Raw genomic sequence first — 22,481 nt, forward strand, 5'->3', positions numbered from 1 at the left:
CGGGCCTTGGGGCCGCCGACGGTGGGCCGAATGCTCCCCCGTGGTGGGGTGATGCACCGCAGCCGACGAGGTCGGTAGCCAGATGCTGCTGATGGGCGCAGCTCCCCTGCCGACGCTTGCCATCGGCTCTTTAACAGCTACCTACGGTATCCCTTAACCGACCCCAATGACAAAACAGGCATAGCCGACTGTTATAGGGACGGGACGTTGGGAACGGCGCGCAGCCCAACTGTGATGTTCCGTGGTGCCCCGCGTTGCCGTTTTAGCCCTCAAGCGCAGCCGCGAGCTCTTCGTTGTCGACTTCCCAGCAGGCGAATTCCTCGTCGTCGATGAGGACGACGGGCACGCGGTCACCGAATTCCATTTTCAGCTCCGGGTCCTCGTCGACGTCGACCCGCTCCAGCGTGGCGTTTTTCGCCGCGACGACCGGGCGGATCTGTTCCCAGACCCGGGCGCAGGAGCCGCAGGTTGTGCGGGTCAGGAGGGTCACAGTTTTCTTCTCATCACCAGTCACGGATTCAACGGTACCTTGGTAGCCGTGGGCGAGATTAAGTCAACAGCTTTCCGTGTCAGCCAACCCATCCAAATCATTCAACCGACCCAACCTAGCCAACCGAGCCAACACAGCTTTCCCCCCGTCACCCCAACACAATTAGAAAGCGGCCGAGCCTCCGTCCATGGGGCATGGTTGGCCGCGGGCGGCACACTGAGGTTGTCCCCGCCCAAAGCTGATGTTCCGCAAAACCCCAGCACCGCGGCATTCTTCGACCTGGACAACACGATCATCAAGGGGGCGTCCTCCCTCTGGCTGGCGCTGGGGCTGGCCTCCCGGCGCTTCTTCACCGTGGGGGATATCGCGGGCTTCGCCTGGAAGCAGGCGAAGTTCATCCTCTCCGGCACCGAGAGCCAGCCGGATATCGCCTCCGGCAAGCAGCGGGCGCTCGAGATCGTGCGTGGCCGCAGCGAGGCCGAGGTCGTGGCGCTCACGGAGGAGATCTGGGAGAGCACGATTGCCCAGCGGATCTTCCCGGGTGCCCGGGAGCTCGCCGAGGAGCACCTGGAGGCCGGCCACAGTGTGTGGCTGGTTACCGCGGCACCGGTGCAGCTCGCACAGGTCATAGCCCGGGCCCTGGGCTTCACCGGGGCGTTGGGAACGGTGGCGGAAGTCTCCGATGGGAGGTTCACAGGCCGGCTGGTGGGAGATATCCTGCACGGCCCCGAGAAGCGGGATGCCGTGGCTGCCCTCGCGGAGCAGCAGGGCTACGATCTTTCGTGCTGCGTGGCGTACTCGGATTCCTTTAACGACATGCCGCTGCTTTCCCTGGTCGGCCGGGCCGTCGCGGTCAACGCTGATCCCCGCCTGGCGGAGGCAGCCCGGGAGCGGGGCTGGCCGACGGTGGAGTACCGAAAGCACGATCCGAAGCGCACGCTGCTGGCGGCCGAAGCCAGCGCGACGGCGGCGGGCATGCTGGCAGCCGGGGCGGTGGGGTGGTTTCTCCTCCCCGCCCTCACCGGCGCACTCTCCCGGCGCTAGGTCTCCAGTGCCCGCCGCCCCGCTGGATTCCTTCAGCGCGGGCATTCCAGCTTCCAGTGTTTAAACAGCACGAAGCCCCAGCGGGGCCGGTTGGCTCCCACTGGGGCTCGTGCGGCGGCATCGCAGCCGTCTCGTCGCGAGAATTGTCTCGCGAGCCGCGAATCGGGCGCGTGGCCCGGTACGGCTTACTTGCCCAGCTTGCGACGCTGCACGCGGGTGCGCTTCAGCATCTTGCGGTGCTTCTTCTTGGACATGCGCTTGCGGCGCTTCTTAATCACAGAACCCATCGTGGGCACCTCACTTCAAATTGTTGAAAACTCGTATGCCGCGCCATCGCGACGGTTCCGCAGCCCCGGTAGGCGGCTGCCGCCCGGAAGTCAGCGAACAAGGCGAGCCCTACGCTTCAGCGCTTCATCGCCGGGGCGACCCGGGAGCTCACATAGGACACGAATTATTAAATTCTACCGCTCCAGTGGCTGAGCGCACAAAAATCGGCCCATAAGGGCCGGTTTCTATGCGCCGGTGGCAGCGCTAAACCCCGACTGCTATGGCGCTGAGACCACGGTCGGGGAGGGTTTCTAACCAGTCTGCCCCTCGGAGGCGTCGTAGACGGACGCACCGAGGTACTCGCTCACTGCCTGCTCGTGGACGCGGAAGGAGCGGCCCACGCGCACCGCCGGCAGGTCGCCAGCGTGTACCAGGCGATACACGGTCATCTTCGACACGCGCATCAGCTCTGCAACCTCAGCGACGGTCAGAAAGGTTCCTTTGTCATTTCCACCCATTGGGTTAGCCATAAAGTCTTATCTCTTTCTTCACACGGCCCCGCGCTGCAGACTTCCCCTTCTGCAGGACATCACGCGGCCACGCTTTCCTCACTACTATAACGTGAACCAAGTGACGCTTGCGCATTCAGGGACGATTATGTCGAAAGTGCTATTTGTTTCTTTTTGTGACTTGGGTTGACCAGTGCAAACAGTTCAACACCCACCACCCCCACCTCAAGTTTCACTTGAGACTCTTCCCGCCCCGGGAGTCTTGAAATTACAAAAATCGGGCCCGCCGCGCATTGCGGCAGGCCCCACGATGCGACCCCTCACGCACCGCTCTTAACCCCCTTACGCGCTATCACTTCACACCCCCACGATGCGCTGCCTCCCCCACGGCACCCCGTGCTCCCCTAGTCCCCCTTCGGTGGGGCGCCGAGCTCCACGGAGCGGTCCCGGCACGCCTCCATCGCGCGGAAGAAGGCACGGCGCAGCCCCTCCTCCTCCAGGGTGCGGGTCGCCATGGAGGTCGTCCCGCCCGGGCTGGAGACCTTCGCCCGCAGCTCCACCGGGCCGTCACCACCCTCGGCAAGGCCGTTGGCCATCATCTGGGCTGCACCCTCTGCGGTACCGATCGCGAGCTTTTCGGCCAGCGCCCGTGGCAGACCCAGGTTCACGCCTGCGTCCACCATCGCCTCGGCGACGAGGAAGAAGTATGCCGGGCCGGACCCGGAGACCGCCGTGACCGCGTCGATGTCCTTCTCCTTGACGATCACCGCGGTGCCCACCTTGGCCAGCAGTTCGCGCACCGTCTCCAGCTGCTCCTCCGTCGCGAAGCGGCCACCCGCGATCGCGCTGGTCCCCTTGCCGACCAGCATCGGGGTATTCGGCATCACGCGCACCACCGGGGTGCCCGCAGGCAGCACATTCTCCATCGCACCGATGGTCACGCCAGCGGCGACGGAGACCGCGACCGTCGTGGCGTCGTTATCGTCCAGCTGTTCCGCGACCTCGTCGAAAACGGAGAGCGTGCCGTCGGGCTTCACGCAGTTGAACAGGACGTCCGCTTCCACCGCGGCGGTGACCGAGTCCTCCGCGGTCAGCACCCCGTAGCGGTCCGCCAGCTCGGTGAGCCGGTCTTCGCTGCGGTTCGCGACGATGATGTTCTTCGGGTCAATTCCGTCTGCGACGAGCCCGGCGATCAATGCTTCGCCGATGTTCCCGCCGCCGATGATTGCGATTCGAGTCATGCCCTCCAGGGTGCCAGCCCGGCGCGTCGATTGCAGCGCTTGCGTGCAGCTCCCCCGTTTTCGGTGGTCTCGCATCCAGTTGTGAGGACGTCGCCCTCCGGCGCCACAGCACCCCGCCCGAACGTGGCTGGTGCGGCAAAAAGAAAAGCGCGCCTCGCGGCGCGCAGAAACTTAGATGCTCATGATCAGCCGTGGGCCGATGGTGAGTACCAAGCCCACCACGAAGGTGAGAATCATGATGAGTTTGTCGCGGTGGCGCAGCAGTGCGTGCACCACGCCGACCATCACGAGCGTCACCGCGAGGGCGAGCACCAGCACCAGCACCGCTGGCAGGGAGCCCCACAGGAGCTTGAATCCGAGGAACACGCCAATGCCGACCAGGATGGCCGCGATGGCCTGGCCGATGAGGGCTGGCCAGGAGATGGTGTCATCCTCGTACTCGATGACCTCGTCTTCGCCGAGGGTGCGCTGCAGCTCTTCGAGCTCCTCAGGGCTGTGGAACTCCTCCGGAGCGGGCTGCTCCCCCTTGCGCTCCGCATCGGAGCCCCGCGTCGCGGCGGCAGTGCCGGCAGCACCGGCGGTGGCAGCAGCCGCCGCGGCCCCGGCGCCAGAGCCCTTCTGGTCAGCGTCCTTGGCCGGCGCCTTCGTAGCCGAAGCGCTCTTCGCCGAGGCGTCCTTCGCAGGCTCAGCGCCCTCCGCCTGGTCCGCGGTAACCTTCGTGATCAGGGCCGTCTGCTCGGTGGAGGGCTCGGTGTTCTTCTTTGCCGGCGCGGCCTTATCGGTGACAGCCGGGATCTCGGAGGTCTGTTCCTCCGGACGCTGTGCCGGAACCTCGCGGCGGTCGACAATCGCGGAGCTAGCGGCAGCCGCGTTCTTGGGCTCAGGCTTCTTCTGCTCAGCCTTCTTGGCTGCAGCCTCTTCTTCGGCCTTCTTCGCCGCGGCCTTTTCCTCTGCGGCTTTCTTGGCAGCAGCTTCCTTGGCCTTCTTCGCCTTCTCGGCTTCTGCCTGCTTAAGCTTTTCAGCCTCGGCCTTCTTGGCCTTCTCCTCAGCCGCCTGCTTCGCTGCCGCCTTCTCCTCGGCGGCCTTCTTTGCGGCAGCCTCCTTGGCCTGCTTGGCCTCGGCCTGCTTCGCCTTTTCGGCTTCAGCCTTCTTATCTTCAGCCTGCTCGACAGCCTGAGCCTGCTTGGCCTGCTCAGGCTTCGCCGTCTTTTCAGCCTTATCGGCCTGCTTTACCCCGGCCTCAGCCCGATCGACCGTGGGCTGCTCACGCTTGTCAGCGCCCGGTGCGGGCGCGGTGGAAGCTTCGCTCTCGGTGTCCCCGACGACCGGGATCGCGCCGGTCAGCTCGGCAACGGAAATGCCACCCTCGTCGAGGCTGCGACGGCGCCGGCGGCGGCCGCTATCAGAAGATGTGCGACCGCTGCGGGCGAGCAGTTCCGCGACCGTAAGCTTCTCACTCATCGAATGTTCCCATCAATGTCCACGTGAACATACAAATAACTGTTTCGCATAGTATACGAAGCGCCATTTTTGGTTTTGTTCATTTCACACCCTAATGGCGCTAGGAAACTAAGAAAAATCTTCGAAAGCCACGTCCGTGTGGTGGAAGATCATTCCCTCACGCAACGCCCACGGGCAGATATCCAAGGAATCCAGGTCCAGTTTGCGCATCGCCGCCTCCGCGACCAGCGCGCCAGCCACCACCTGGTGGGACCGTTCCTGGCTGACGCCTTCCAGCTCCGCGCGGTCCGCCGCCGTCATGCGGGAGATGAAAGCGATGAGCTGCCGCAGGCCAGGCTGGGTCAGGGTGCGCTTCACGCGTGGCCCCGCAGAGCTCGGGGCCGCACCAGTCAGGCGGGCAAGCATGCGGAAAGTCTTAGAGGTCCCCACCGCCACGTCGATGGGGCCGGCATCCTGGAATTCCTTGATATTGGCGTCCAGCTGCTCCTCGATGAACTCCCGCAGATTCTTCACGGACTTCCGGGACGGCGGGTCGCTGTCGAACCATTCCCGGGTCAACCGGCCCGCACCCAGATCCAGGCTCAGCGCCACGTCCGGGCTCTCCGTAGTTCCCACGGACATCTCCAGGGAACCGCCACCAATGTCGAGGTCGCAGATCCGGCCAGCCGACCAGCCGTACCAGCGACGCACCGCGAGGAAGGTCAACCGGGCCTCTTCCTCGCCGGTGAGGATTTGCAGCCGCACGCCGGTGGCGTCCTCGACCGCGTCCAGCACCTTCTCGGAATTATTCGCGGAACGGATCGCCGACGTCGCAAACGGCAGCAGCTCCTCACAGCGGAACTGTTCCGCCATCTCCGAAGCCAGCCCTACGCCGCGCGTGAGCTTATCGATCCCCTTCGAGTTGATGTTCCCCTTCTTCGAGAGGTACTCCACCAACCGCATGGGGGTTTTCCAATTACTCATGGGAGTTGGCGGGCCACCGTATTGGGCATCCACAACCACGAGGTGAACCGTATTACTGCCAACGTCCAAGACACCTAATCTCACGTTTTCAGCCTATCGGGTCTACGGTGGATTGCGTGAGAAATAGCGAGCCAAATTCCCCCCACCCCATCGCATCCGGCTATCCGGACGGCACCCCAGCTGACCTTTCGGTACGCCGGGGCGTCGAATTGCCCGGCGATTACCCCCGCGAATGGCTGGAATTCATCAACCCGGCCGACTCCGAGCACATCATCCAGATCGACCTGACCTGGCTGATGTCCACCTACCGCTGCCGTTTCGGCACGGAGGCCTGCCACGGCATCGACGTCGCCGCCGACCCGGGCGTGGCCTGCTGCGTCCACGGTGCTTTTCTTACCGACGACGACGACCGCGCCAACCTCAACCGTGTGGTTCAGGAGCTCAGCCCCGAGCAGTGGCAGCTCTACACGCCTGGTGAAACCCCGGGAGAGAAGGAGCAGGCTGACGGGGAGCTCGAGCCGTGGCTCGAGTGGGACGAGCTGGAAAACGACGAGGGCGAGATGGAGCCCGCGCTGAAGACCAAGACTGTCGACGGCGCTTGCATCTTCGCCAACCGCGCGGGCTTTGACGGCGGCATCGGCTGCGCGCTGCACATCTGGGCCACCGAGAACGGCGAGTCCATCGTGGAGTCCAAGCCGGAGGTCTGCTGGCAGGTGCCACTGCGCCGCCTGGAGGACTGGGAGACCCGCCCCGATGGCGAAGAGATGCTGCGCACCACGATCACGGAGTACAACCGCCGCGCCTGGGGTGACGGTGGGGCGGACTTCGACTGGTGGTGCACCACGGACCCGAACTGCCACGCAGGCAGCGCCGAGGGCCAGGGCGGGCCGGCCGATGCCATGTGGCGCACCCACAAAGACGAGCTGGTGGAGCTCATCGGCGAGGAGTCCTACGAGGTGTTGGCGGAGCACTGCGAGGCCCTGGAGGCACGCGCCGCGGCCACCGGCGAGCAGAACGAGGCGGGGGCTCCGCTGGCACCCAGCGGCTTCCCGCTGCTGACGATCCACCCGGCGACCCGGGCGGCCCGCGAGCGCAAGCTCTAGTACGCCCGCTCAATCACGCTTGAGTGGGCTGCGGCAGCGCGAACAGGATGTCAGCGCGCCCCACTCGACGCACGAACGCCCCAGGAAGTTTTCCTGGGGCGTTCGGCTTAGGTGGTGAGCCTTACGTGGTGAGCTCAGCGGAGGGTGTTACTTCTTGCCCTCGGCAGCCACGGCGGCCGCACCGGCTGCTGCTGCCTCCGGGTCGAGGTACTCGCCACCCTTGACCTTGACCGCACCGTTGCTGTCGAACTTGTAGACCAGCGGCATGCCGGTCGGCAGGTTCAGCTGGGCGATGTCCTCGTCGGAGATCTCGTCGAGGTGCTTGACCAGCGCGCGCAGGGAGTTGCCGTGCGCGACGACGAGGACGGTCTCCCCCGCCTTCAGGCGTGGCTCGATCTCGGCCTCGTAGTACGGGACGAGGCGCTTGACGACATCCTGCAGGCACTCGGTGCGCGGGACCTCCGGCAGATCGGCGTAGCGCACGTCGTTGGTCTGCGCGTACTCACTATCCACGTCGATCTGCGGCGGCGGGGTGTCGTAGCTGCGGCGCCAGGACATGAACTGCTCTTCGCCGTACTTATCGCGGGTCTCGGCTTTGTTCAGGCCCTGCAGCGCACCGTAGTGGCGCTCGTTGAGGCGCCAGTCGCGCTGCACCGGGATCCAGTGGCGGTCCGCCTCGTTCAGGGCGATGTTCGCGGTCATGATCGCGCGACGCAGCAGGGAGGTGAACAGGACGGTCGGCTCGACGGCGGCGTCCTTAATCAGCTGACCGGCCCGCTTGGCCTCGGCCTTGCCCTGGTCGGTGAGGCTGACGTCCACCCAGCCGGTGAACTGGTTCGTTGCGTTCCATTCGCTCTGCCCGTGGCGGAGGAGGATCAGTGTTCCTTCAGTGTTGCTCATACCTCCATTTTGCCATGAAACGTTGTGGCCCAGGTGGCCGGTGGCCCCGTTCGCGGGGCACACTCCCGCGCTGTCCGGGCGCGGCCCGCTACTCCGTGTCCTGGCCGGTGGCCTCCTTGCTTGTCTTCTCCTCAGCCTCTGCCGGTGCGGCGGCCTGCTCGGCCACAACCTCGCGCGGGGACTTGCCGGGCATGGGAGCCAGCTGGTCGACCTCTTCGTCGGTGGGACGCAGGCGCTGGAAGGCCCCCAGGTTGAAGGTCGGCTCGCCGCGAGAAAGCCGCCAGGCCCACTCGTGGCGGATGGAGGATTCGAAACCGCGTTCCAGGATGCGGTTGAAGTCCCCGTCCGCGCGCTCCAGCACCTGCCCCAGGATTCTTTGGATGTCCTCGGCGGTAGTGGATTCGCCGAACTGTCCGACCAGGTAGATGTCGTTATTTCCGTCGAGGGTGTAGTGCACCCCGTAGGTTCGGCGGTTGGCCTGCAGCAGCAGCCGGTAGACCTCCTCCTGGGCCTCCTCCACTGCACGGCACACGAAGGCCTCAACCCGGAACATGCCCTCCTGCGGGATGAAGAGGCAGTTGGTCTTGAGCCTGCGTTCCCCCGGGAGGACGACGACCAGGTTGCCGCCGGACTCGACGTAGTCAACGTCGGCTTCGTCTAAGAGCGCAGAGATCTTTTCGAGGTTCATGCCCCCAACCTACCCCCGCAGCCGAGCTGCGGAAGGCGTGAGCGCTAATTCGCGCTGCCCGCGGGGTGACGCTCCGCGGGGCCCTCCTCCGGCATCGTCGGGAGGCTTCGGTAGAGCTCCACCAGCTGTTTGGCCGTATTCTCCCAGCTATAGCGGGCGGCGTGCTGGGGCGCGTACTCCGCCATCGCGATGCGCTGGTCGTCGTCGGAAAGCAGCTGGCCCAGCGCATCGGCCCAGGCTTGCGGATCCTGGCCGTCGACCAGCAGACCAGACTTCCCCTCCGCGACCGCGGCCTGCAGCCCTCCGATGCGGGTGGCGACCACGGGCGTGCCGGTGGCTTGCGCCTCCAGGGCGACCAGACCGAAGGATTCATTCGCGCTCGGCATCGCCACCACGTCCGCGGCCTGGTAGATCGAGACGAGCTCCTCGGGCGGGCGGGGCGTCAAGAAGCGCACCGCGCGCGAAATTCCCAGCTCCTCGGCGAGCTCCTCCAGGCACTTCGGGCGCTCCAGCCCGGAACCGCTCGGCCCGCCGCAGATCAGCACGCGGATCGGCATATCCGGGTAGCGCTCGATGAGGGTCGCGGCGGCCTGCAGCAGCACGTGAGGCCCCTTGAGTCGCTGGAGGCGCCCCACGAAGCCGATCACTTTCGCAGAGAGCGGGATTCCCAGAGCTCGGCGGGCGTTCTCGGTGGCGCGTTCGGTGCCGGGGGTGAATTTTTCAATATCGGCGCCAGGGGTGACCACCGCGATGCGGGCCTTATGGGAGTCGTAGCCCTCCTCGACGTCCGCGACCTCGGCGTCGGTGTTGACGATGAGGACGTCGGCGTTGTCCACGATCTGCTGCTCACAGATGCGACGGGACTCCGGCTCCCGGTGATCCCCCTCGGAGAGGTAGTTATTCTTCACTGCGGCCAGCGTGTGCGGGGTGTGGACCCAGCGAATATTCCACAGGTCTCGCAGCAGCCACGCGACCTGGCCAGAGAGCCAGTAGTGGGAGTGGATGAGGTCATAGCTCAGCCCGTGTTGCCGGGTGAAGGCGAGCACGGAGCCAGTGAACGCGGCCAGCTGAGTCGGCAGCTCCTCCTTGCTCAGCCCCTCATAGGGTCCGGCCACGCAATTGATCACCCGCACCCCGTCACCGAGTTCCACGACCTCCCCCTGCAGCGGCCGGGTGGCGCGGGTGAAGATGTCCACACTTAAGCCCAGTTTGGCCAGCTGTTCGGCGGTGTTTCGGATGTAGACGTTCATTCCGCCGGCGTCGCCGGTTCCCGCCTGTTCCAGCGGAGAAGTGTGCATAGAGATCATCGCGATGCGCATGCTTTCCGATCCTACGTTCCCCCACTCGCTCCAGCCCCTTTGAGGCCGCCTCCCCGCCGGCGTTAGTATTCCTTGCGAGTTATTTGTTTTCACACACAAATGTCCCCGGAGCAGCTAGCGTTAGTGAGACCCGCATCACATTCCTTGTTTCGGACCCCAAGGAGGATAAAGACATGACCGAAACCCTCGCCCCCAACTCTTCCGCGGCGAACGAGGAAGGAAAGAAGCCTGAAGGCCGCGCTTGGCGGGAGAAGCCGTACCTGAAGTACTACAACTCCTGGACTCCTGCGGAGATCGAACTCAGCGGCGACACCTTGGTGGACATGTTCATCAAGGCCAGCAACGAGCACGGCAAGGATGTGATGCTCGATTTCTTCGGCGGCACAACGACCTATGCCCAGGCGCACGTTCAGGTCCGTAAGGTAGCCGCTGGACTGAAGGCGCTCGGAGTCCGCCCTGGCGACCGCGTCGCCATCTGCCTGCCGAACTGCCCGCAGCACCTGATCTCGATTTTCGCGGTGCTATACCTGGGTGCGACGGTGGTGGAACACAATCCGCTGTACACCGCCCGCGAGCTGCAGGGACCATTCATCGACCACGGCGCGAAGGTCATCATCGCCTGGGACAAGATCGCCCCGCTGTGCGAGGAGCTGGTCAACCGCACGCAGCTGCATACCGTCGTCACCGTCAACATGATCGAGGCGATGCCGAAGATCAAGCAGCTCGCACTGAAGCTGCCGATCTCCTCCCTGAAGGAAAAGCGGGAACAGCTGCACTCCCCGGCACCGGGCACGGTGCCTTTCCAGAAGCTGGTCGACGGCACCATCGGCGGCGACGGCGCCTACCTCAGTCCGGTGCCGGAGCGCAGCCTGGATGACGAGGCCTTCATCCTCTTTACCTCCGGCACCACCGGCAAGCCGAAGGGCGCGATGCTGACGCACCGCAACATCATGGCGAACGTGGCCCAGGGTCTGGCCTGGGTGGGTGAGCTCGGCGAGGGCGAGCAGGAGATTTACCTGGCCGCACTGCCGATGTTCCACATCTTCGGTCTGACCCTGACCGCAGCACTCGGCGTGGCGACTGGCGGCAAGCTCTGCCTGCTGCCGAAGCCGGAGATCCCGCTGATCGTGGATCAGATGAAGAAGCAGGTTCCGACGTACATGCCGGGCGTGCCGACGCTGTACGACAAGATCCTGGAGGCTGCGGAGGAGCACAACCTGGACATCAACGGCGTGAAGAACGCGCTCTCCGGCGCGGCGCCACTGCCGGTGTCCATCTCGCACCAGTGGCAGGGGCGCACGGGTGGCTCCATCATCGAGGGCTACGGCCTGACCGAGACCTCCCCGATCGCCACTGCGAACCCTATTTCGGAGCACGCGCGTGCAGGCTATATCGGCATCCCGTTCCCGAGCACCGAGGTTCGGGTCGCTGATCCGGAGGATCTCTCCCGCACCATGCCGGACGGCGAGGCCGGCGAGCTGTTGATCCGTGGTCCGCAGGTGTTCAGCGGCTATATCAACGTCGCCGATGACGAGCAGCCGTTCTTCGAGGACTGGTTCAAGACCGGTGACATGGCCGTCATGGAGGAGGATGGATTCCTGCGCATCGTCTCCCGCATCAAGGAGATGATCATCACGGGTGGCTTCAACGTCTACCCGGCGGAGGTCGAGGAAGTCCTGGCGGATCACCCGATGATTGCGAAGGCTGGCGTGGTGGGCCTGGCCAAGGAGGACGGCTCCGACGAGGTCGTCGCCGCCGTGGTGCTCGACGAGCACGTCAAGAAGGAGGACTTCGAGGAGGAGAAGGTCAAGGAGTGGGCACGCCACGAGATGACCCGCTACAAGGTGCCACGTCGTTTCTTCGTCGTCGACGAGCTGCCGACGGACCTGATCGGTAAGATCCGCCGCCGCGAGATCAAGGACATGGTCGAAAAGATCGTCGCCGAGGAGGGCTAAGCCTCCACCCGGGTCGCCGGGTTCGATGCCTGAGACGGGCACTCACCCGCCTCAGGTACTCGCCCGGCGATACCGAACACGCACAACGCCCTAGGCCGAGACTGACCCCAGCTTTGGGGGTCGCGAAGCTCGCGCCAAGGGCGTTGTTCTTTTAGTGCCTAGTCAGTTGCGCTGTTGACCTGCGGCAGCTCCGCCCCGATCCACACCGGCTCGGGCACCAGCTCCACGCCGAAAGCCTCGAAGACCCCGTCGCGCACCGCGGTGGCCAGCGCCACCAGGTCCTCGCTACTCGCCCCACCCCGGTTGGTCAGCGCCAGGGTGTGCTTGGTGGACAGCCCGGCGCGCTCCCGGCCCGGCACCTGCCAGCCCTTGTGAAAGCCCGCCCGCTCGATGAGCCAGGCCGCGGAGAACTTGAACTCCGGATTCTCCGGCGTGCCGACGGAGAACAGTGGCATGGCCTCGGCCTCCGACTCACCCACGCGCTCGCGCACGGCGGCGACCACCGCATCCCGCGCCGCCTCCCCCGCGACGACCGGGTTCGTGAAGAAGGAACCGGCGGACCAGGTGTCGTGATCCTCGGCGTTGAGAACCATGCCCTTGCCGGCGCGCAGCTCCAGCACCGCCTCGCGAACCTCTGCTGCCGGGCGGCGGATCTCACCGGCCTGTTCCCCCTCGGCCGGGCGGGCCACGCCCAAGCGCCGGGCCAGCTCACCGAAGCGCAGCGGCAGGGAGAGCCCCGCCGGGTCCAGCTGGAACTCCACCTCCAGCACCGCCGCACGGTCGGTGAACTTCAGATTCGAGTAGCGGTAGGCCAGGTCCAGGCTCTCGGGCGCCACCCACTCGGCGACCCGGCGAGCGCGGTCGTAGAGGCGTACCCGGCGCAGCACCTGGGAGACCTCCGCCCCGTAGGCGCCAACGTTTTGCACCGGGGTGGCGCCGACGCAGCCCGGAATGCCGCTGAGGCACTCCAGCCCGCCCAGGCCGGCGGCCACGGTCGCGGCGACGAAGCGGTCCCACTCCACTCCCGCGAAGGCCGAGCACACGCCCGTCTCCGGATCGATGCTGATGCCCGCCGCCGGTGTGTCCGCGGCGTGCACCACCACCAGCTCGGAGACCTCCGGCCCGTCCCCGATCAGCAGGTTCGATCCCCCACCAACGATCAGCACGCGCCAGCCCGCGGCATCGACGGTCTCCAGAACACCGGCCAGCTGCTCGGCGGTGGTGCATTCCACCACGGCGGCGGGCTGCCCGCCGATGCGCAGCGTGGTCAGTTCCGCGAGCGGGCGGCGATCCACGGCAGCCCCGGTGGGGGCGACGGCGGCGGCAGCCTCGTCGAGGCTCGGCGGGGCGGCGGGGCCAGTAGTTGCGGCCGGAAAAGTATTGGCGTGATTCTGCTTTTGTGTCACCCCTCTAACGGTAGCCTGTAGCCATGACGACTAACAGTGAGAACACCCACAGCATCGGCTTCCCGCTCGCCGAGGTCCACGCCGCGCTATCCAGCCAGGAGTACTGGGAGTACGAGGCGAAGAACATCGGCGACGAACCCGGCGAGGTCCGCAACTTCACCGGCGGCCCGAACGTCAAGATTGAGCTGGCCGAGAAGCTGCCGATTGATGCCGTCCCAGAGTCCTTCCGCGCGATGGTTCCGGCCACCCTGGAGCTGGCCCGCACCGTCACCTTGGGACCGGTCGAGGGCGGCCGCGCGACCGGTACCGTCACCGCGGAGGTCTCGGGCCTGCCGGTGAAGTTCAACGCCGACCTGGTGCTGCAGGACGCCGATGGCGCGACCTCCCTGAGCGCCAAGTCCGCGGTGGACGTTAAGATCCCCATGATGGGTTCCATGCTGGAGCCGAAGATCATGGAGTGGGTCGAGCAGTTCATCGCCCACGAGTCCTCCCTGATCGAGAAGTATCTGAAGGAGAACGCCTAAACTTCCGTGGCTGATCACGCCCACAATCTACGGGCCCGTTCCTGGTCGCAGGACGGGCCCGTTGGCGTACCCACCCGTGGCACGACCGGCTTCAACCGGCTGCGCAAGGCCGATCGGTGGCTCGCCCATCACCCCGCGGTGCGCGCTGCCTTCGATGCCGCTTCTTTGACAGGACGTCGCCCCCTTGCCGTGGATGTGGGCTACGGGGCTTCTCACACCACCACGGTGGAATGGGCGGGGTGGCTGCGCCGGGTAAATCCTGAGGTGCGCGTGCTGGGGCTCGAGATCGAGCCCTCCCGGGTGCTGCCGCCCCGCGATGGCGTGGAATTCGCCCTGGGCGGCTTCGAGTTGGCGGGCCACCGCGCCGAGGTGGTGCGGGCCTTCAACGTGCTGCGCCAGTACGACGTCTCCGAGGTCCTGGCGGCCTGGCGGATGATGATCGCGGGGCTTAACCCCGGCGGGCAGATCATCGAGGGAACGTGCGATGAGATCGGGCGGCGGGCAGCCTGGGTGCTCCTGGACGAGTCCGGCCCCCGGACGCTGACGCTGGCCTGGGACCCGGCCGATGTGGACAAGCCTTCGGATGTGGCGGAGCGGTTGCCGAAGGCCCTGATCCACGAGAACACCGAGGGCCACAAGGTCTTCGCGCTGCTGCAGGCTGCGGATGCGGCCTGGGACCGGGCGGCGGGCTATGCACCCTACGGCCCTCGGGTGCGCTGGCGCTTCGCCCGGGAGGACCTGCTGGGCCAGCTCCCTGCCGGGGTTGCGAAGCTCAACCCGCGGCGGCGAATGCAGGACAACCTGCTCACCGTCCCCTGGGAGCTCGTCAGCGACATCCGGCTCTAGACGTTCTATAGAAATCTCGCCGGCTTTGCGGAACACTATGTTGGGTGAGCTCTCAAAATTACTATCCCCAGCAGCAGCCCCAATTCTCCGGCTACCCGGCCCAGCAGGCGCCGGAGAAGAAGTCGAAGGCGCCGAAGATCCTGGCCATCATCGTGGTCATCGTGCTCCTGCTCGCGCTGATCGCCGAGTTCGGCGCGCGCTGGTACATCAAGCATGAGATCACCAACGCCATGACCGAAGCCTCGGATTCGCGCATGGCCGAGGACCCGAAGGTCTCGTTGGGCACCACCCCTGTTCTCTTTGGGCTGGTGCAGGGCTCGCTGCCCCACCTGGAGGTGGAGGTCCCCTCCAGCATCGACGTCTCCTATGAGGACAACGACCCCAGCCGCCCGGTCATCACCGGCATGCCGCGCACCCATATCACCGGCAAGAAGCTCTCGATGGGGGAGAACCCGGAGGACATGATCTTCGGGGAGCTGACCGTCGACGCGGAGCTGCCGAAGGAGGTCATGAAGGCGGAGATGATCGCCAACCAGTCCGGTCAGTCGGGCGATGACCTGATGAGTCAGCTTCTGCAGGTCAATGACGTTGTGCCGAACCCCAAGGATCAGACCCTCGAGGTGCAGTTCAGCGGTGGGCTGGCCAGCATCGTGATGAGCCCGAAGATCGAGCAGGGCCAGCTGACGATGGAGGTCTCGGCAGTGAAGGTCTTCGGCCAGGAGCTGCCGGATGTCCTCGCCGAGACACTCGGCGGCGCGGTCGAGGATTCCGTGGACCAGAACACGCCGGGCGGCCTGGAGGCCCGGGACGTGCGCGTCACCAACCGGGGCCTGCAGATCTCCCTGCACGGCACGGACGTCCACATCGACGAGCTACAGAACTCCCTGAACGAGGCGGGCCAGCCCCAGCAGGGCGGGCAGGACAGCCCGCGCGGGGGTCGCAGCAACGACGGTGCTGGGGACGACACCCCGGCCGGGGAGGACCGCCCGGGAGCCGTGGGCTCCGGCGGCGAGATCTTCAACCGGGCTGCGGCTTAAGCCCCCTACCAAACCCCGGCTACTGCTGCGGCGCGCCCTCGAGGATGGCGCGCGCAGCGGATACCCCCAAGCGGGTCGCCCCCGCCTCGATCATGGCCACGGCCTGCTCCCAGGTACGGATGCCGCCGGAGGCCTTGATCCCCACCTGACCACGCTTGCCCATCCGATCCAGCTCATCGGCCATGATCCGCACGGCCTCGACGCTGGCGCCACCCGCCGGGTGGAAGCCGGTGGAGGTCTTCACAAAATCTGCGCCGGCCCGGGCGGCCGAACGCACCGCCGCGCGCAGCTGCTCCTCGGAAAGCACCGCGGACTCCAGGATCACCTTCAGCACCGCCGGTGCTGGTATCGCCTCGCGCACGGCCATGATCTCCGAGAGCATGGCATTCTCGTCGGCGGCCAGAGCATTGGCCACGTCGATCACCATGTCCACCTCATCGGCGCCCTGCTCCACCGAAAAGCGGGCCTCGGTGGCCTTGATGAGGCTCTGGTGCTTGCCGGAGGGGAATCCCGCCACCGTGGCCACCCGCAGCCCGGGGTAATCCCCCGAGATCGGCAGCATGGACGGGGATACGCACACCGCGCCACAGCCAAGTTCCTGGGCCTCGCGGAGCAGCGCCCGCACGTCCTCGCGGCTGGCGTCGGTGGCCAGCAGGGTGGCGTCCATAATCTGGGCGACTGACTCGCGGCTCGGGACCACCGACCCGGAAGAGTTCTGGGAGGCAGCCACGGCTACCACGCCCCGGAGGCGTTATCGAGGACGTCGCGGATCGCCGGGCGGACGTCCTGCCAGTAGATACCGACGATCACCGCACCGATGATCCACAGCGGGAAGGCACCGCCGCCGAAGATACCGAACAGGCCCGTCAGCGCCGCACCACCCCCGAGCAGCAGCCAGTTCTGCTTCTTGCGGTTGATGACATCGAAGGCGTCATCGCGGGTCATTGCCACCTGGGCAGCGGCAGCAACCCCCAGGATCAGAACGATCACGGACAGGGACAAATACAGGTAGCCAGCCACCTTGAAGCCGATGAGTAGTGCGGGATTCATCATGGCCTCATCCTAATGCACTCCCCGGACACGTAGCGGGAGCGGCAGGCCACGGACCCTGCCGCTAGAAAAGCCAGCCGATCAGCTGCGCCAGCGAGTAGATAGCCAGCCCTGCCAGGGAGCCCACGACGGTGCCGTTGACGCGGATGAACTGCAGGTCCTTACCCACCATCAGCTCGATGCGGTCACTGGCCTCCTCAGCGTCCCACCGCTCCACGGTCTCGCCGATGATGCTGGTGACCTCGCCTGCGTAGTTCTCCGCCAGGTAGGCCGCCGCCCCCACCAGCCGGTCTTCGAGGTTTTCTCGCAGCTGTGGTTCCGCGAGCACCCGGTTGGCGAATTCGGTGACCCAGGCCGCGATGCGGGTGCGCAGCATGGAGTCTGGGTCCTCGGCCTGCTCTGCGAGCACGTGCCGGGTGTTCTCCCACACGGTCGCCGGGAGGGCGGTGATGGGCCCGGAGTTGAGGATGTCTTCCTTGATGCTCTCCATGCGTTGGATCATCACCGGGTCGTGCTGAAGGTCGCGGGCCAGACCCGCGATGAAGCTGCGAAACTGCTGGCGGGCCTCGTGGTTCGGGTTGGCCCGCACCGCAGCGGTGAAGTCCACGACCTCGCGGTAGACGCGGTCGCCGACGAGCTCGCGGACGAAGCGGGGCGCCCAGCGCGGGGTGCGCTCGTCGATGAGGTTGACGATGAAGTCCTCCGACTCGCGGGCCTTATCGTCCATCCAGATGACGGCCGCGTCCACCAGTGGCTCGGTGCGCCCTTCGTCGATGAGCTGCTGTAGGCCGCGCCCCATCGGTGGACCCCACTGTGGTTCGCGGAGGCGGTCGATGACCATCACGCGTAGGACGGCCTCGACCTCCTTGGCGTTCACCCCGTTGACCGTCAGCCGGATCAGCTTGCCGATCTCCCGGCTGATGACCTGGTCCCCCTCGGATTCCACAACCCACTTGGCTGCCCGTGTAGGCAGGTGAGCGGCGCGCAGCTTCTCGGAGATCAGGGTGGCGTTGAGGAAGTTCTCGCCGACGAACTCCGACAGCGAGTGGCCGACCTGGTCCTTCTTCCGTTTGATGATCGCGGTGTGCGGGATCGGCAGGCCCAGTGGGTGGCGGAAGAGTGCGGTGACGGCGAACCAGTCCGCGATGCCACCCACCATGCCGGCCTCGGCGGCGGCCTGGACGTAGCCGACCCAGGCCGGGGCATTGCCGCCGTGATCCACGATGCGGCAGATTGCGAAGACGATCGCCGCGAAGATCAGCAGACCCGAGGCGATGGCCTTGTGCTTGCGCAGGTCGTGGCGCCGCTGGGCCTCGGACTCCGGGGAGGGGCCGGGCACCGGCAGGCTGCTGCTTGCTGGGGCGGGGTTATCAATGCTGCGATGACTCACCCCACCAGTATCGCAGCTTTGAGGTGTGGGCGAGCCCCTCGCCCCTACCGGCACGCGGCTCAACCCCACGCCGATTTCCGGTTCCCGGTGCGAAGAACGAGCTGCCGTAGCTCACCCGCAGCTCACCCGGGTCGATGCACTGGCCAGGCCTCGTGTTCCGTCGTACAGCCGAGAATTGGCAAGCAAAAAGCCGCCCCGGTCGCCGTCCTCAATGACGGGGACCGGGGTGGCCTCAAGTACTAGCTTTGCGGGCTACGTTGGAGGTGCGTGCCCTGCGCGTTCATTACGCGCTCGCTAGCCAAATTCTAGTGGATGCGACCACTGCGCTTGACGTACTCGCGGTAGTTCGCACGGCCGATGTGGACCATGGCGAAGCCACCGAAGAGGAAGAGCGCAGCACCGATCAGACCTGCGATAACGAACCCGGTTGCATTGTCGCTACCGGCTGCACCAGCCAGGCCGTAGATCGCCATGCCGAAGAAGGCCAGGGAGCTCAGGATGGAGCCCATTGCGACCCAGGTGATAGAGCGGTGCAGAGAAGAGTGCGGCGCATCGTAGCTCGACGGGACGAAGCCGTCCTCGTAGTAACGCTCCATGTGGAGGTTTTCAGCGAGAGCCATTTCTTTCCTACTTTCCGGAAAACCTGTATGTATCTACAGCTTAACCTAGTCGTCCTTACCGCGGAAGGCAGCGCGTGCGCGCTCCTTCGTGATCGCGGCAACGGCGGTCAGCGGGATGCCAGCTGGGCAGACGTCCGCGCACTCGCCGTACAGGGAGCAGTGACCGAAGTTGGTCTCCACCTCGTCGACCATGGCGCGGGCGCGCTTGCCGCGCTCCTCGCGACCCATCGGGGACAGGGTGAGGTGAACCAGCTTCGCGCCGGTGAACAGGTGAGCAGCACCGTTCGGGCACGCTGCGACACAGGCACCACAGCCGATGCAGGCCGCGTGGTCCAGAGCCTTCTCCGCGTCGGAGTGGTTGACCAGCAGGTCGTCGGCGTCCGGTGCGGTACCAGCCTGGACGGAGACGAAGCCGCCCTTCTCCATGACGCGGTCCAGTGCGGAACGGTCGACGACCATGTCCTTGATGACCGGGTAGGCAGCGGAGCGCAGCGGCTCGAGCTTGATGGTGTCGCCATCGTTGAAGGAAACCAGGCGCTGCTGGCAGGCAGGCTTGTTCTGGTCTGGGCCGTGCGGACGGCCGTTCACCATCAGGCCACAGGTACCACAGATACCCTCGCGGCAGTCAGAGGCGAAGGCGAAGGGCTCCTTGCCAGCCTCGACGTACATGGTGTTGACGTGGTCCAGCAGCTCCAGGATGGACATCTGTTCTGCGGCGTCGTCAACCTTGACGGACTCGAAGTGGCCTTCGGCGTTCGGGCCCGCCTGACGCCAAATTTCAAGATTCAGCTTCATTACTTGTAATTCCTTGTCATCAGCGGGATTCGATCGAAGTACAGCGGCTCGGAGTGGCGGATGAACTTCTCATCGCCGTTCGACTCCCAAGCGGAGACGAAGCACCAGTTGTCATCGTCACGCTCGGCCTCGCCGTCCTCGGAGAGGTGGTCATCGCGGTAGTGGGCACCGCAGGACTCGTCGCGGTCCAGTGCGTCGACGCACATGAGCTCGCCGAGGTCCAGGTAGTCGGCCACACGCAGTGCGTACTCCAGCTCCTGGTTCATCTCGTTGGCTTCGCCCGGGACGTGGACGTTGGCCCAGAATTCCTTGCGCAGTGCGCGGATCTTCTCGATGCCGTCCTTCATGTCCTCGACGTTGCGGGACACGCCACAGGAGAAGTACAGGATCTCGCCGAGTTGACGGTGGTAGTGGGCCGCGCCGTGTGGCTCCTCGCCACGGATGTTCATGATCCGGTCGATGCGCTTCTGAGAGCGTTCCAGGGCCTCCTGTGCGGCCGGGGAGTCCTCAGCCGAGACCTCCTCGCCCAGCAGCGGTGCCAGGTAGTTCGGGATCGTGAACGGCAGGGTGAACCAGCCCTCGACGGAGGAGGAGAGCAGGGAGTTAGCACCCAGTCGGTTTGCACCGTGGTACATCCAGGAAGCCTCGCCGGAGCAGAAGAGCCCAGGAATGGAGGTCATCTCGTGGAAGTCGGTCCACAGGCCACCCATGGTGTAGTGGCAGGTCGGGGCGATGCGCATCGGGGTCTCGTACGCGGACTCACCGATGGCCTCCTCGTACATCTGAATCAGGTTGCCGTAGCGCTCGCGGATGGTGTCCTTGCCGAGGCGCTTGATGGCGTCACCCAGGTCCAGGTAGACGGAGTTCTTCTTCGGGCCAACGCCGTAGCCAGCGTTGATCTGCTGGGCGTTCGCGCGGGACGCGATGTCACGCGGGACCAGGTTGCCGAATGCCGGGTAACGACGCTCCAGGAAGTAGTCGCGCTCGTCGTCCGGAATGTTGTTCGGGTCGCGGTCGTCGTCCTTCTTCTTCGGGGTCCAGATGCGGCCGTCGTTACGCAGGGACTCGGACATCAGGATGGTCTTGGCCTGCCAGTCCGAGTTGACCGGCAGGCCGGTCGGGTGGAACTGCACGAAGGACGGGGACGCCATGTAGGCACCCTGGTCGTAGGCGCGCATGATGGCGGAGACGTTGGAGTTCTTCGCCAGGGTGGACATGTGGTACACGTTGCCGTAACCACCGGTGGCCAGCACGGTTGCGTGGCCGGTGTGAGCGGTCAGCTCACCGGTGATCAGGTTGCGCATCACGACACCCTTACAGACGCCGTCCTCGACGATGACGTCCTGCATATCTGCGTGGGTGAAGATCTCCACGTTGCCGGCGCCGATCTGGCGGTACAGCGCGGAGGTCGTCGCCAGCTGCAGCTGCTGACCCGTTTGACCACGGGTGTAGTAGGTGCGGGAAACCTGCACGCCACCGAAGGAACGGGTTGCCAGAGTGCCGCCGTACTCGCGGGAGAACGGTGCGCCGATGGCGTTCATGTGGTCGATGACCTTCGGGGACTCCATGGCCAGGCGCCAGCAGTCGTTCTCGCGGCAGCGGTAGTCGCCACCCTTGACCGTGTCCTTGGTGTGGAGGTAGGTCGAGTCATTATCCAGCTTCTTACCGCGGGAGGAGTTCACACCACCCTGCGCAGCAATGGAGTGCGCGCGGCGTGGGGAATCGTGGTACGTGAAGACCTTCACGTCGTAGCCCAGCTCGCCGAGGGCTGCAGCGGCAGCGCCACCGGCCAGGCCGGTACCGACGATCAGGACGCGGAACTTGTTGCGGTTCAGCGGGGACACCAGGCCGAAGTGGTCCTTGGCGTAGGTCCACTGCTGATCCTGGCCGACCTCGTGCGGGGCGTTGTCCTTCAGAACCTTGCCGACGGTCACGCCGTCGACGGAGGACTCAGGCGCGGTGAAAGCTGCGACTGCCTCGTCGTAGTTGAAATCCGCAGTTTGGTTGTGCGGGTGATTAATAACATCGCTCATAGCCGTTTACTCCTTAACAGACTCGCGAGCTTAAACGCCTGGGACGAATGGCACTTGCTCAATGCCCCCGAACAGCACAGCCAGTGGGATAGAGATATTGCCGATGAGGATCAGGGCCGGGACCAGGTAGGAGATCCACAGGATCACCTGGCGCCAGCGGTGGCCGGTGATACCCAGGTCCGAGGATGCGGTCCAGATGCCGTGAGACAGGTGGGCGAACAGGATGAACATCGCGACGATGTAGATGATCGCCACTGCCGGGCGCTCGAAGGAGGCCACGAGGTTCTGGTAGGCGGCGTGGTTGCCGTCAACAGCCTCGGTGAACTCGCTGGACGCAGCCGGCTGGACACCCAGGGTCAGGTCCAGGATGTGGAAGATGATGAACAGCAGCAGCACGATGCCGGTCACCGGCATGGTACGTGCGGAGAAGGTATTCCAGTTGCTGACCATGCCCTTGCGGCGGAAGCGGCCGCGGGACTGGTGGCTACGGCCAACCAGTGCGAACGCAAACCACACGTGCAGCACGATTGCAACGAGCAGCACGATGCGGAAGATCCACAGCATGCCGCCCTCAGGCAGGATCGGCGAACCGACCTCGCGGAGGAAGTCCGCGTAAGTATTGAGGCCCTCAGCGCCGGTGTAAACCTTCAGGTTTCCGAGCATGTGGACCAGAACAAACAGGCCGAAGATGATGCCGGTGATGGCCATCGTCAGCTTCATAACCCAGGTTGGGATGCCCGGCTTTTCGCGCAGGGCTTTCGTCGTTATTTTCCCGTGGACAAGGGCGTCCCGGTTTTCGTCATTCTTTACAGTCATGGCACCTCCAGTGTCGTAATAACT

The 22,481-nt window shown here is 65.4% G+C and carries 23 protein-coding genes; 6 read left to right on the plus strand and 17 right to left on the minus strand.

The window, feature by feature from the left end; translation table 11 throughout:
* Positions 1 to 262 precede the first annotated feature (262 nt).
* Positions 263 to 514, minus strand: a complete 252-nt coding sequence (locus QP997_RS04545) for a glutaredoxin family protein (RefSeq protein WP_070761139.1) — start codon at positions 512 to 514, stop codon at positions 263 to 265.
* A 198-nt stretch (positions 515 to 712) separates the two neighbouring features.
* Here QP997_RS04545 and QP997_RS04550 point away from each other — a divergent pair, with 198 nt between their 5' ends.
* Complete coding sequence (locus QP997_RS04550; RefSeq protein WP_284758325.1) at positions 713 to 1,534, plus strand: HAD family hydrolase; 822 nt, start codon at positions 713 to 715, stop codon at positions 1,532 to 1,534.
* Positions 1,535 to 1,719: 185 nt separating this feature from the next.
* On the opposite strand, the gene QP997_RS04555 is transcribed toward QP997_RS04550, so the two are convergent.
* The 5 genes from QP997_RS04555 to QP997_RS04575 form a co-directional block, all read right to left on the minus strand.
* Positions 1,720 to 1,821, minus strand: coding sequence for a 30S ribosomal protein bS22 (locus QP997_RS04555; RefSeq protein WP_012359487.1), 102 nt, complete (start codon positions 1,819 to 1,821; stop codon positions 1,720 to 1,722).
* A gap of 291 nt (positions 1,822 to 2,112) precedes the next feature.
* On the minus strand, positions 2,113 to 2,319 hold the full coding sequence (locus tag QP997_RS04560) for a helix-turn-helix domain-containing protein (RefSeq protein ID WP_041628442.1): 207 nt from the start codon (positions 2,317 to 2,319) through the stop codon (positions 2,113 to 2,115).
* A 395-nt stretch (positions 2,320 to 2,714) separates the two neighbouring features.
* A complete protein-coding gene (gene proC / locus QP997_RS04565; protein ID WP_148811568.1) occupies positions 2,715 to 3,551 on the minus strand; it encodes a pyrroline-5-carboxylate reductase in 837 nt (278 codons plus the stop codon).
* A gap of 171 nt (positions 3,552 to 3,722) precedes the next feature.
* Entirely contained in the window at positions 3,723 to 5,012 is a 1,290-nt protein-coding gene (locus QP997_RS04570) for an Rv0497 family membrane protein (protein ID WP_284846361.1), read from the minus strand.
* 108 nt (positions 5,013 to 5,120) lie between these two features.
* Complete coding sequence (locus tag QP997_RS04575) at positions 5,121 to 6,059, minus strand: Ppx/GppA family phosphatase (RefSeq protein ID WP_070758552.1); 939 nt, start codon at positions 6,057 to 6,059, stop codon at positions 5,121 to 5,123.
* A 23-nt stretch (positions 6,060 to 6,082) separates the two neighbouring features.
* Between QP997_RS04575 and QP997_RS04580 the strand changes: the two genes are divergently transcribed.
* Complete coding sequence (locus QP997_RS04580; protein ID WP_284846362.1) at positions 6,083 to 7,078, plus strand: DUF3109 family protein; 996 nt, start codon at positions 6,083 to 6,085, stop codon at positions 7,076 to 7,078.
* A 147-nt stretch (positions 7,079 to 7,225) separates the two neighbouring features.
* Here QP997_RS04580 and QP997_RS04585 read toward each other — a convergent pair whose 3' ends face one another.
* The 3 genes from QP997_RS04585 to mshA all read right to left on the minus strand — a co-directional run bounded on the left by QP997_RS04585 (position 7,226) and on the right by mshA (position 9,985).
* Positions 7,226 to 7,978, minus strand: a complete 753-nt coding sequence (locus QP997_RS04585) for a phosphoglyceromutase (RefSeq protein ID WP_284780599.1) — start codon at positions 7,976 to 7,978, stop codon at positions 7,226 to 7,228.
* 88 nt (positions 7,979 to 8,066) lie between these two features.
* Positions 8,067 to 8,666 carry a type III secretion system chaperone family protein gene (locus QP997_RS04590; RefSeq protein WP_148811564.1) on the minus strand — a complete coding sequence of 200 codons (600 nt, stop codon included), beginning with the start codon at positions 8,664 to 8,666 and terminating at the stop codon, positions 8,067 to 8,069.
* A 44-nt stretch (positions 8,667 to 8,710) separates the two neighbouring features.
* Positions 8,711 to 9,985, minus strand: a complete 1,275-nt coding sequence (mshA, locus tag QP997_RS04595; protein WP_284846363.1) for a D-inositol-3-phosphate glycosyltransferase — start codon at positions 9,983 to 9,985, stop codon at positions 8,711 to 8,713.
* A 173-nt stretch (positions 9,986 to 10,158) separates the two neighbouring features.
* On the opposite strand from mshA, the gene QP997_RS04600 reads away from it, so the two are divergent.
* Positions 10,159 to 11,940 carry a long-chain-fatty-acid--CoA ligase gene (locus QP997_RS04600; RefSeq protein WP_148820784.1) on the plus strand — a complete coding sequence of 594 codons (1,782 nt, stop codon included), beginning with the start codon at positions 10,159 to 10,161 and terminating at the stop codon, positions 11,938 to 11,940.
* A 158-nt stretch (positions 11,941 to 12,098) separates the two neighbouring features.
* Here the strand turns inward: QP997_RS04600 and QP997_RS04605 are convergent, their stop codons facing one another.
* Positions 12,099 to 13,346, minus strand: coding sequence for a UDP-N-acetylmuramate dehydrogenase (locus QP997_RS04605; RefSeq protein WP_284846364.1), 1,248 nt, complete (start codon positions 13,344 to 13,346; stop codon positions 12,099 to 12,101).
* Positions 13,347 to 13,369: 23 nt separating this feature from the next.
* Between QP997_RS04605 and QP997_RS04610 the strand changes: the two genes are divergently transcribed.
* Genes QP997_RS04610 through QP997_RS04620 form a run of 3 tightly spaced genes read left to right on the plus strand, consistent with a single transcriptional unit; the run spans position 13,370 to position 15,753 of the window.
* Positions 13,370 to 13,870, plus strand: coding sequence for a DUF2505 domain-containing protein (locus tag QP997_RS04610; RefSeq protein WP_284846365.1), 501 nt, complete (start codon positions 13,370 to 13,372; stop codon positions 13,868 to 13,870).
* A 6-nt stretch (positions 13,871 to 13,876) separates the two neighbouring features.
* On the plus strand, positions 13,877 to 14,716 hold the full coding sequence (locus tag QP997_RS04615) for a class I SAM-dependent methyltransferase (RefSeq protein ID WP_284846366.1): 840 nt from the start codon (positions 13,877 to 13,879) through the stop codon (positions 14,714 to 14,716).
* 44 nt (positions 14,717 to 14,760) lie between these two features.
* Entirely contained in the window at positions 14,761 to 15,753 is a 993-nt protein-coding gene (locus tag QP997_RS04620) for an LmeA family phospholipid-binding protein (protein WP_070758547.1), read from the plus strand.
* Between the two features lie 19 nt (positions 15,754 to 15,772).
* On the opposite strand, the gene deoC is transcribed toward QP997_RS04620, so the two are convergent.
* From deoC to QP997_RS04655, 7 genes are all read right to left on the minus strand, one after another.
* Positions 15,773 to 16,420, minus strand: a complete 648-nt coding sequence (deoC, locus tag QP997_RS04625; protein ID WP_222863803.1) for a deoxyribose-phosphate aldolase — start codon at positions 16,418 to 16,420, stop codon at positions 15,773 to 15,775.
* A 65-nt stretch (positions 16,421 to 16,485) separates the two neighbouring features.
* Positions 16,486 to 16,806, minus strand: coding sequence for a DUF2516 family protein (locus QP997_RS04630; protein ID WP_070758545.1), 321 nt, complete (start codon positions 16,804 to 16,806; stop codon positions 16,486 to 16,488).
* Between the two features lie 61 nt (positions 16,807 to 16,867).
* Positions 16,868 to 18,193: a DUF445 domain-containing protein gene (locus tag QP997_RS04635; protein WP_284846367.1), complete on the minus strand. Its 1,326-nt coding sequence runs from the start codon at positions 18,191 to 18,193 to the stop codon at positions 16,868 to 16,870.
* A 305-nt stretch (positions 18,194 to 18,498) separates the two neighbouring features.
* A complete protein-coding gene (locus QP997_RS04640) occupies positions 18,499 to 18,813 on the minus strand; it encodes a hypothetical protein (RefSeq protein ID WP_070758543.1) in 315 nt (104 codons plus the stop codon).
* 45 nt (positions 18,814 to 18,858) lie between these two features.
* Entirely contained in the window at positions 18,859 to 19,608 is a 750-nt protein-coding gene (locus QP997_RS04645; RefSeq protein WP_284846368.1) for a succinate dehydrogenase/fumarate reductase iron-sulfur subunit, read from the minus strand.
* The gene (locus QP997_RS04650) at positions 19,608 to 21,641 is read right to left on the minus strand and encodes a fumarate reductase/succinate dehydrogenase flavoprotein subunit (protein ID WP_284846369.1); all 2,034 of its coding nucleotides are present in this window, start codon (positions 21,639 to 21,641) and stop codon (positions 19,608 to 19,610) included. Before QP997_RS04650 ends, QP997_RS04645 begins: the two co-directional genes overlap by 1 nt.
* A 30-nt stretch (positions 21,642 to 21,671) precedes the next feature.
* Positions 21,672 to 22,457: a succinate dehydrogenase cytochrome b subunit gene (locus QP997_RS04655; protein WP_148811556.1), complete on the minus strand. Its 786-nt coding sequence runs from the start codon at positions 22,455 to 22,457 to the stop codon at positions 21,672 to 21,674.
* Positions 22,458 to 22,481: the final 24 nt, after the last annotated feature.

Origin of the sequence: Corynebacterium sp. MSK039, from assembly GCF_030232315.1 — a bacterium.
Lineage (GTDB): Bacteria > Actinomycetota > Actinomycetes > Mycobacteriales > Mycobacteriaceae > Corynebacterium.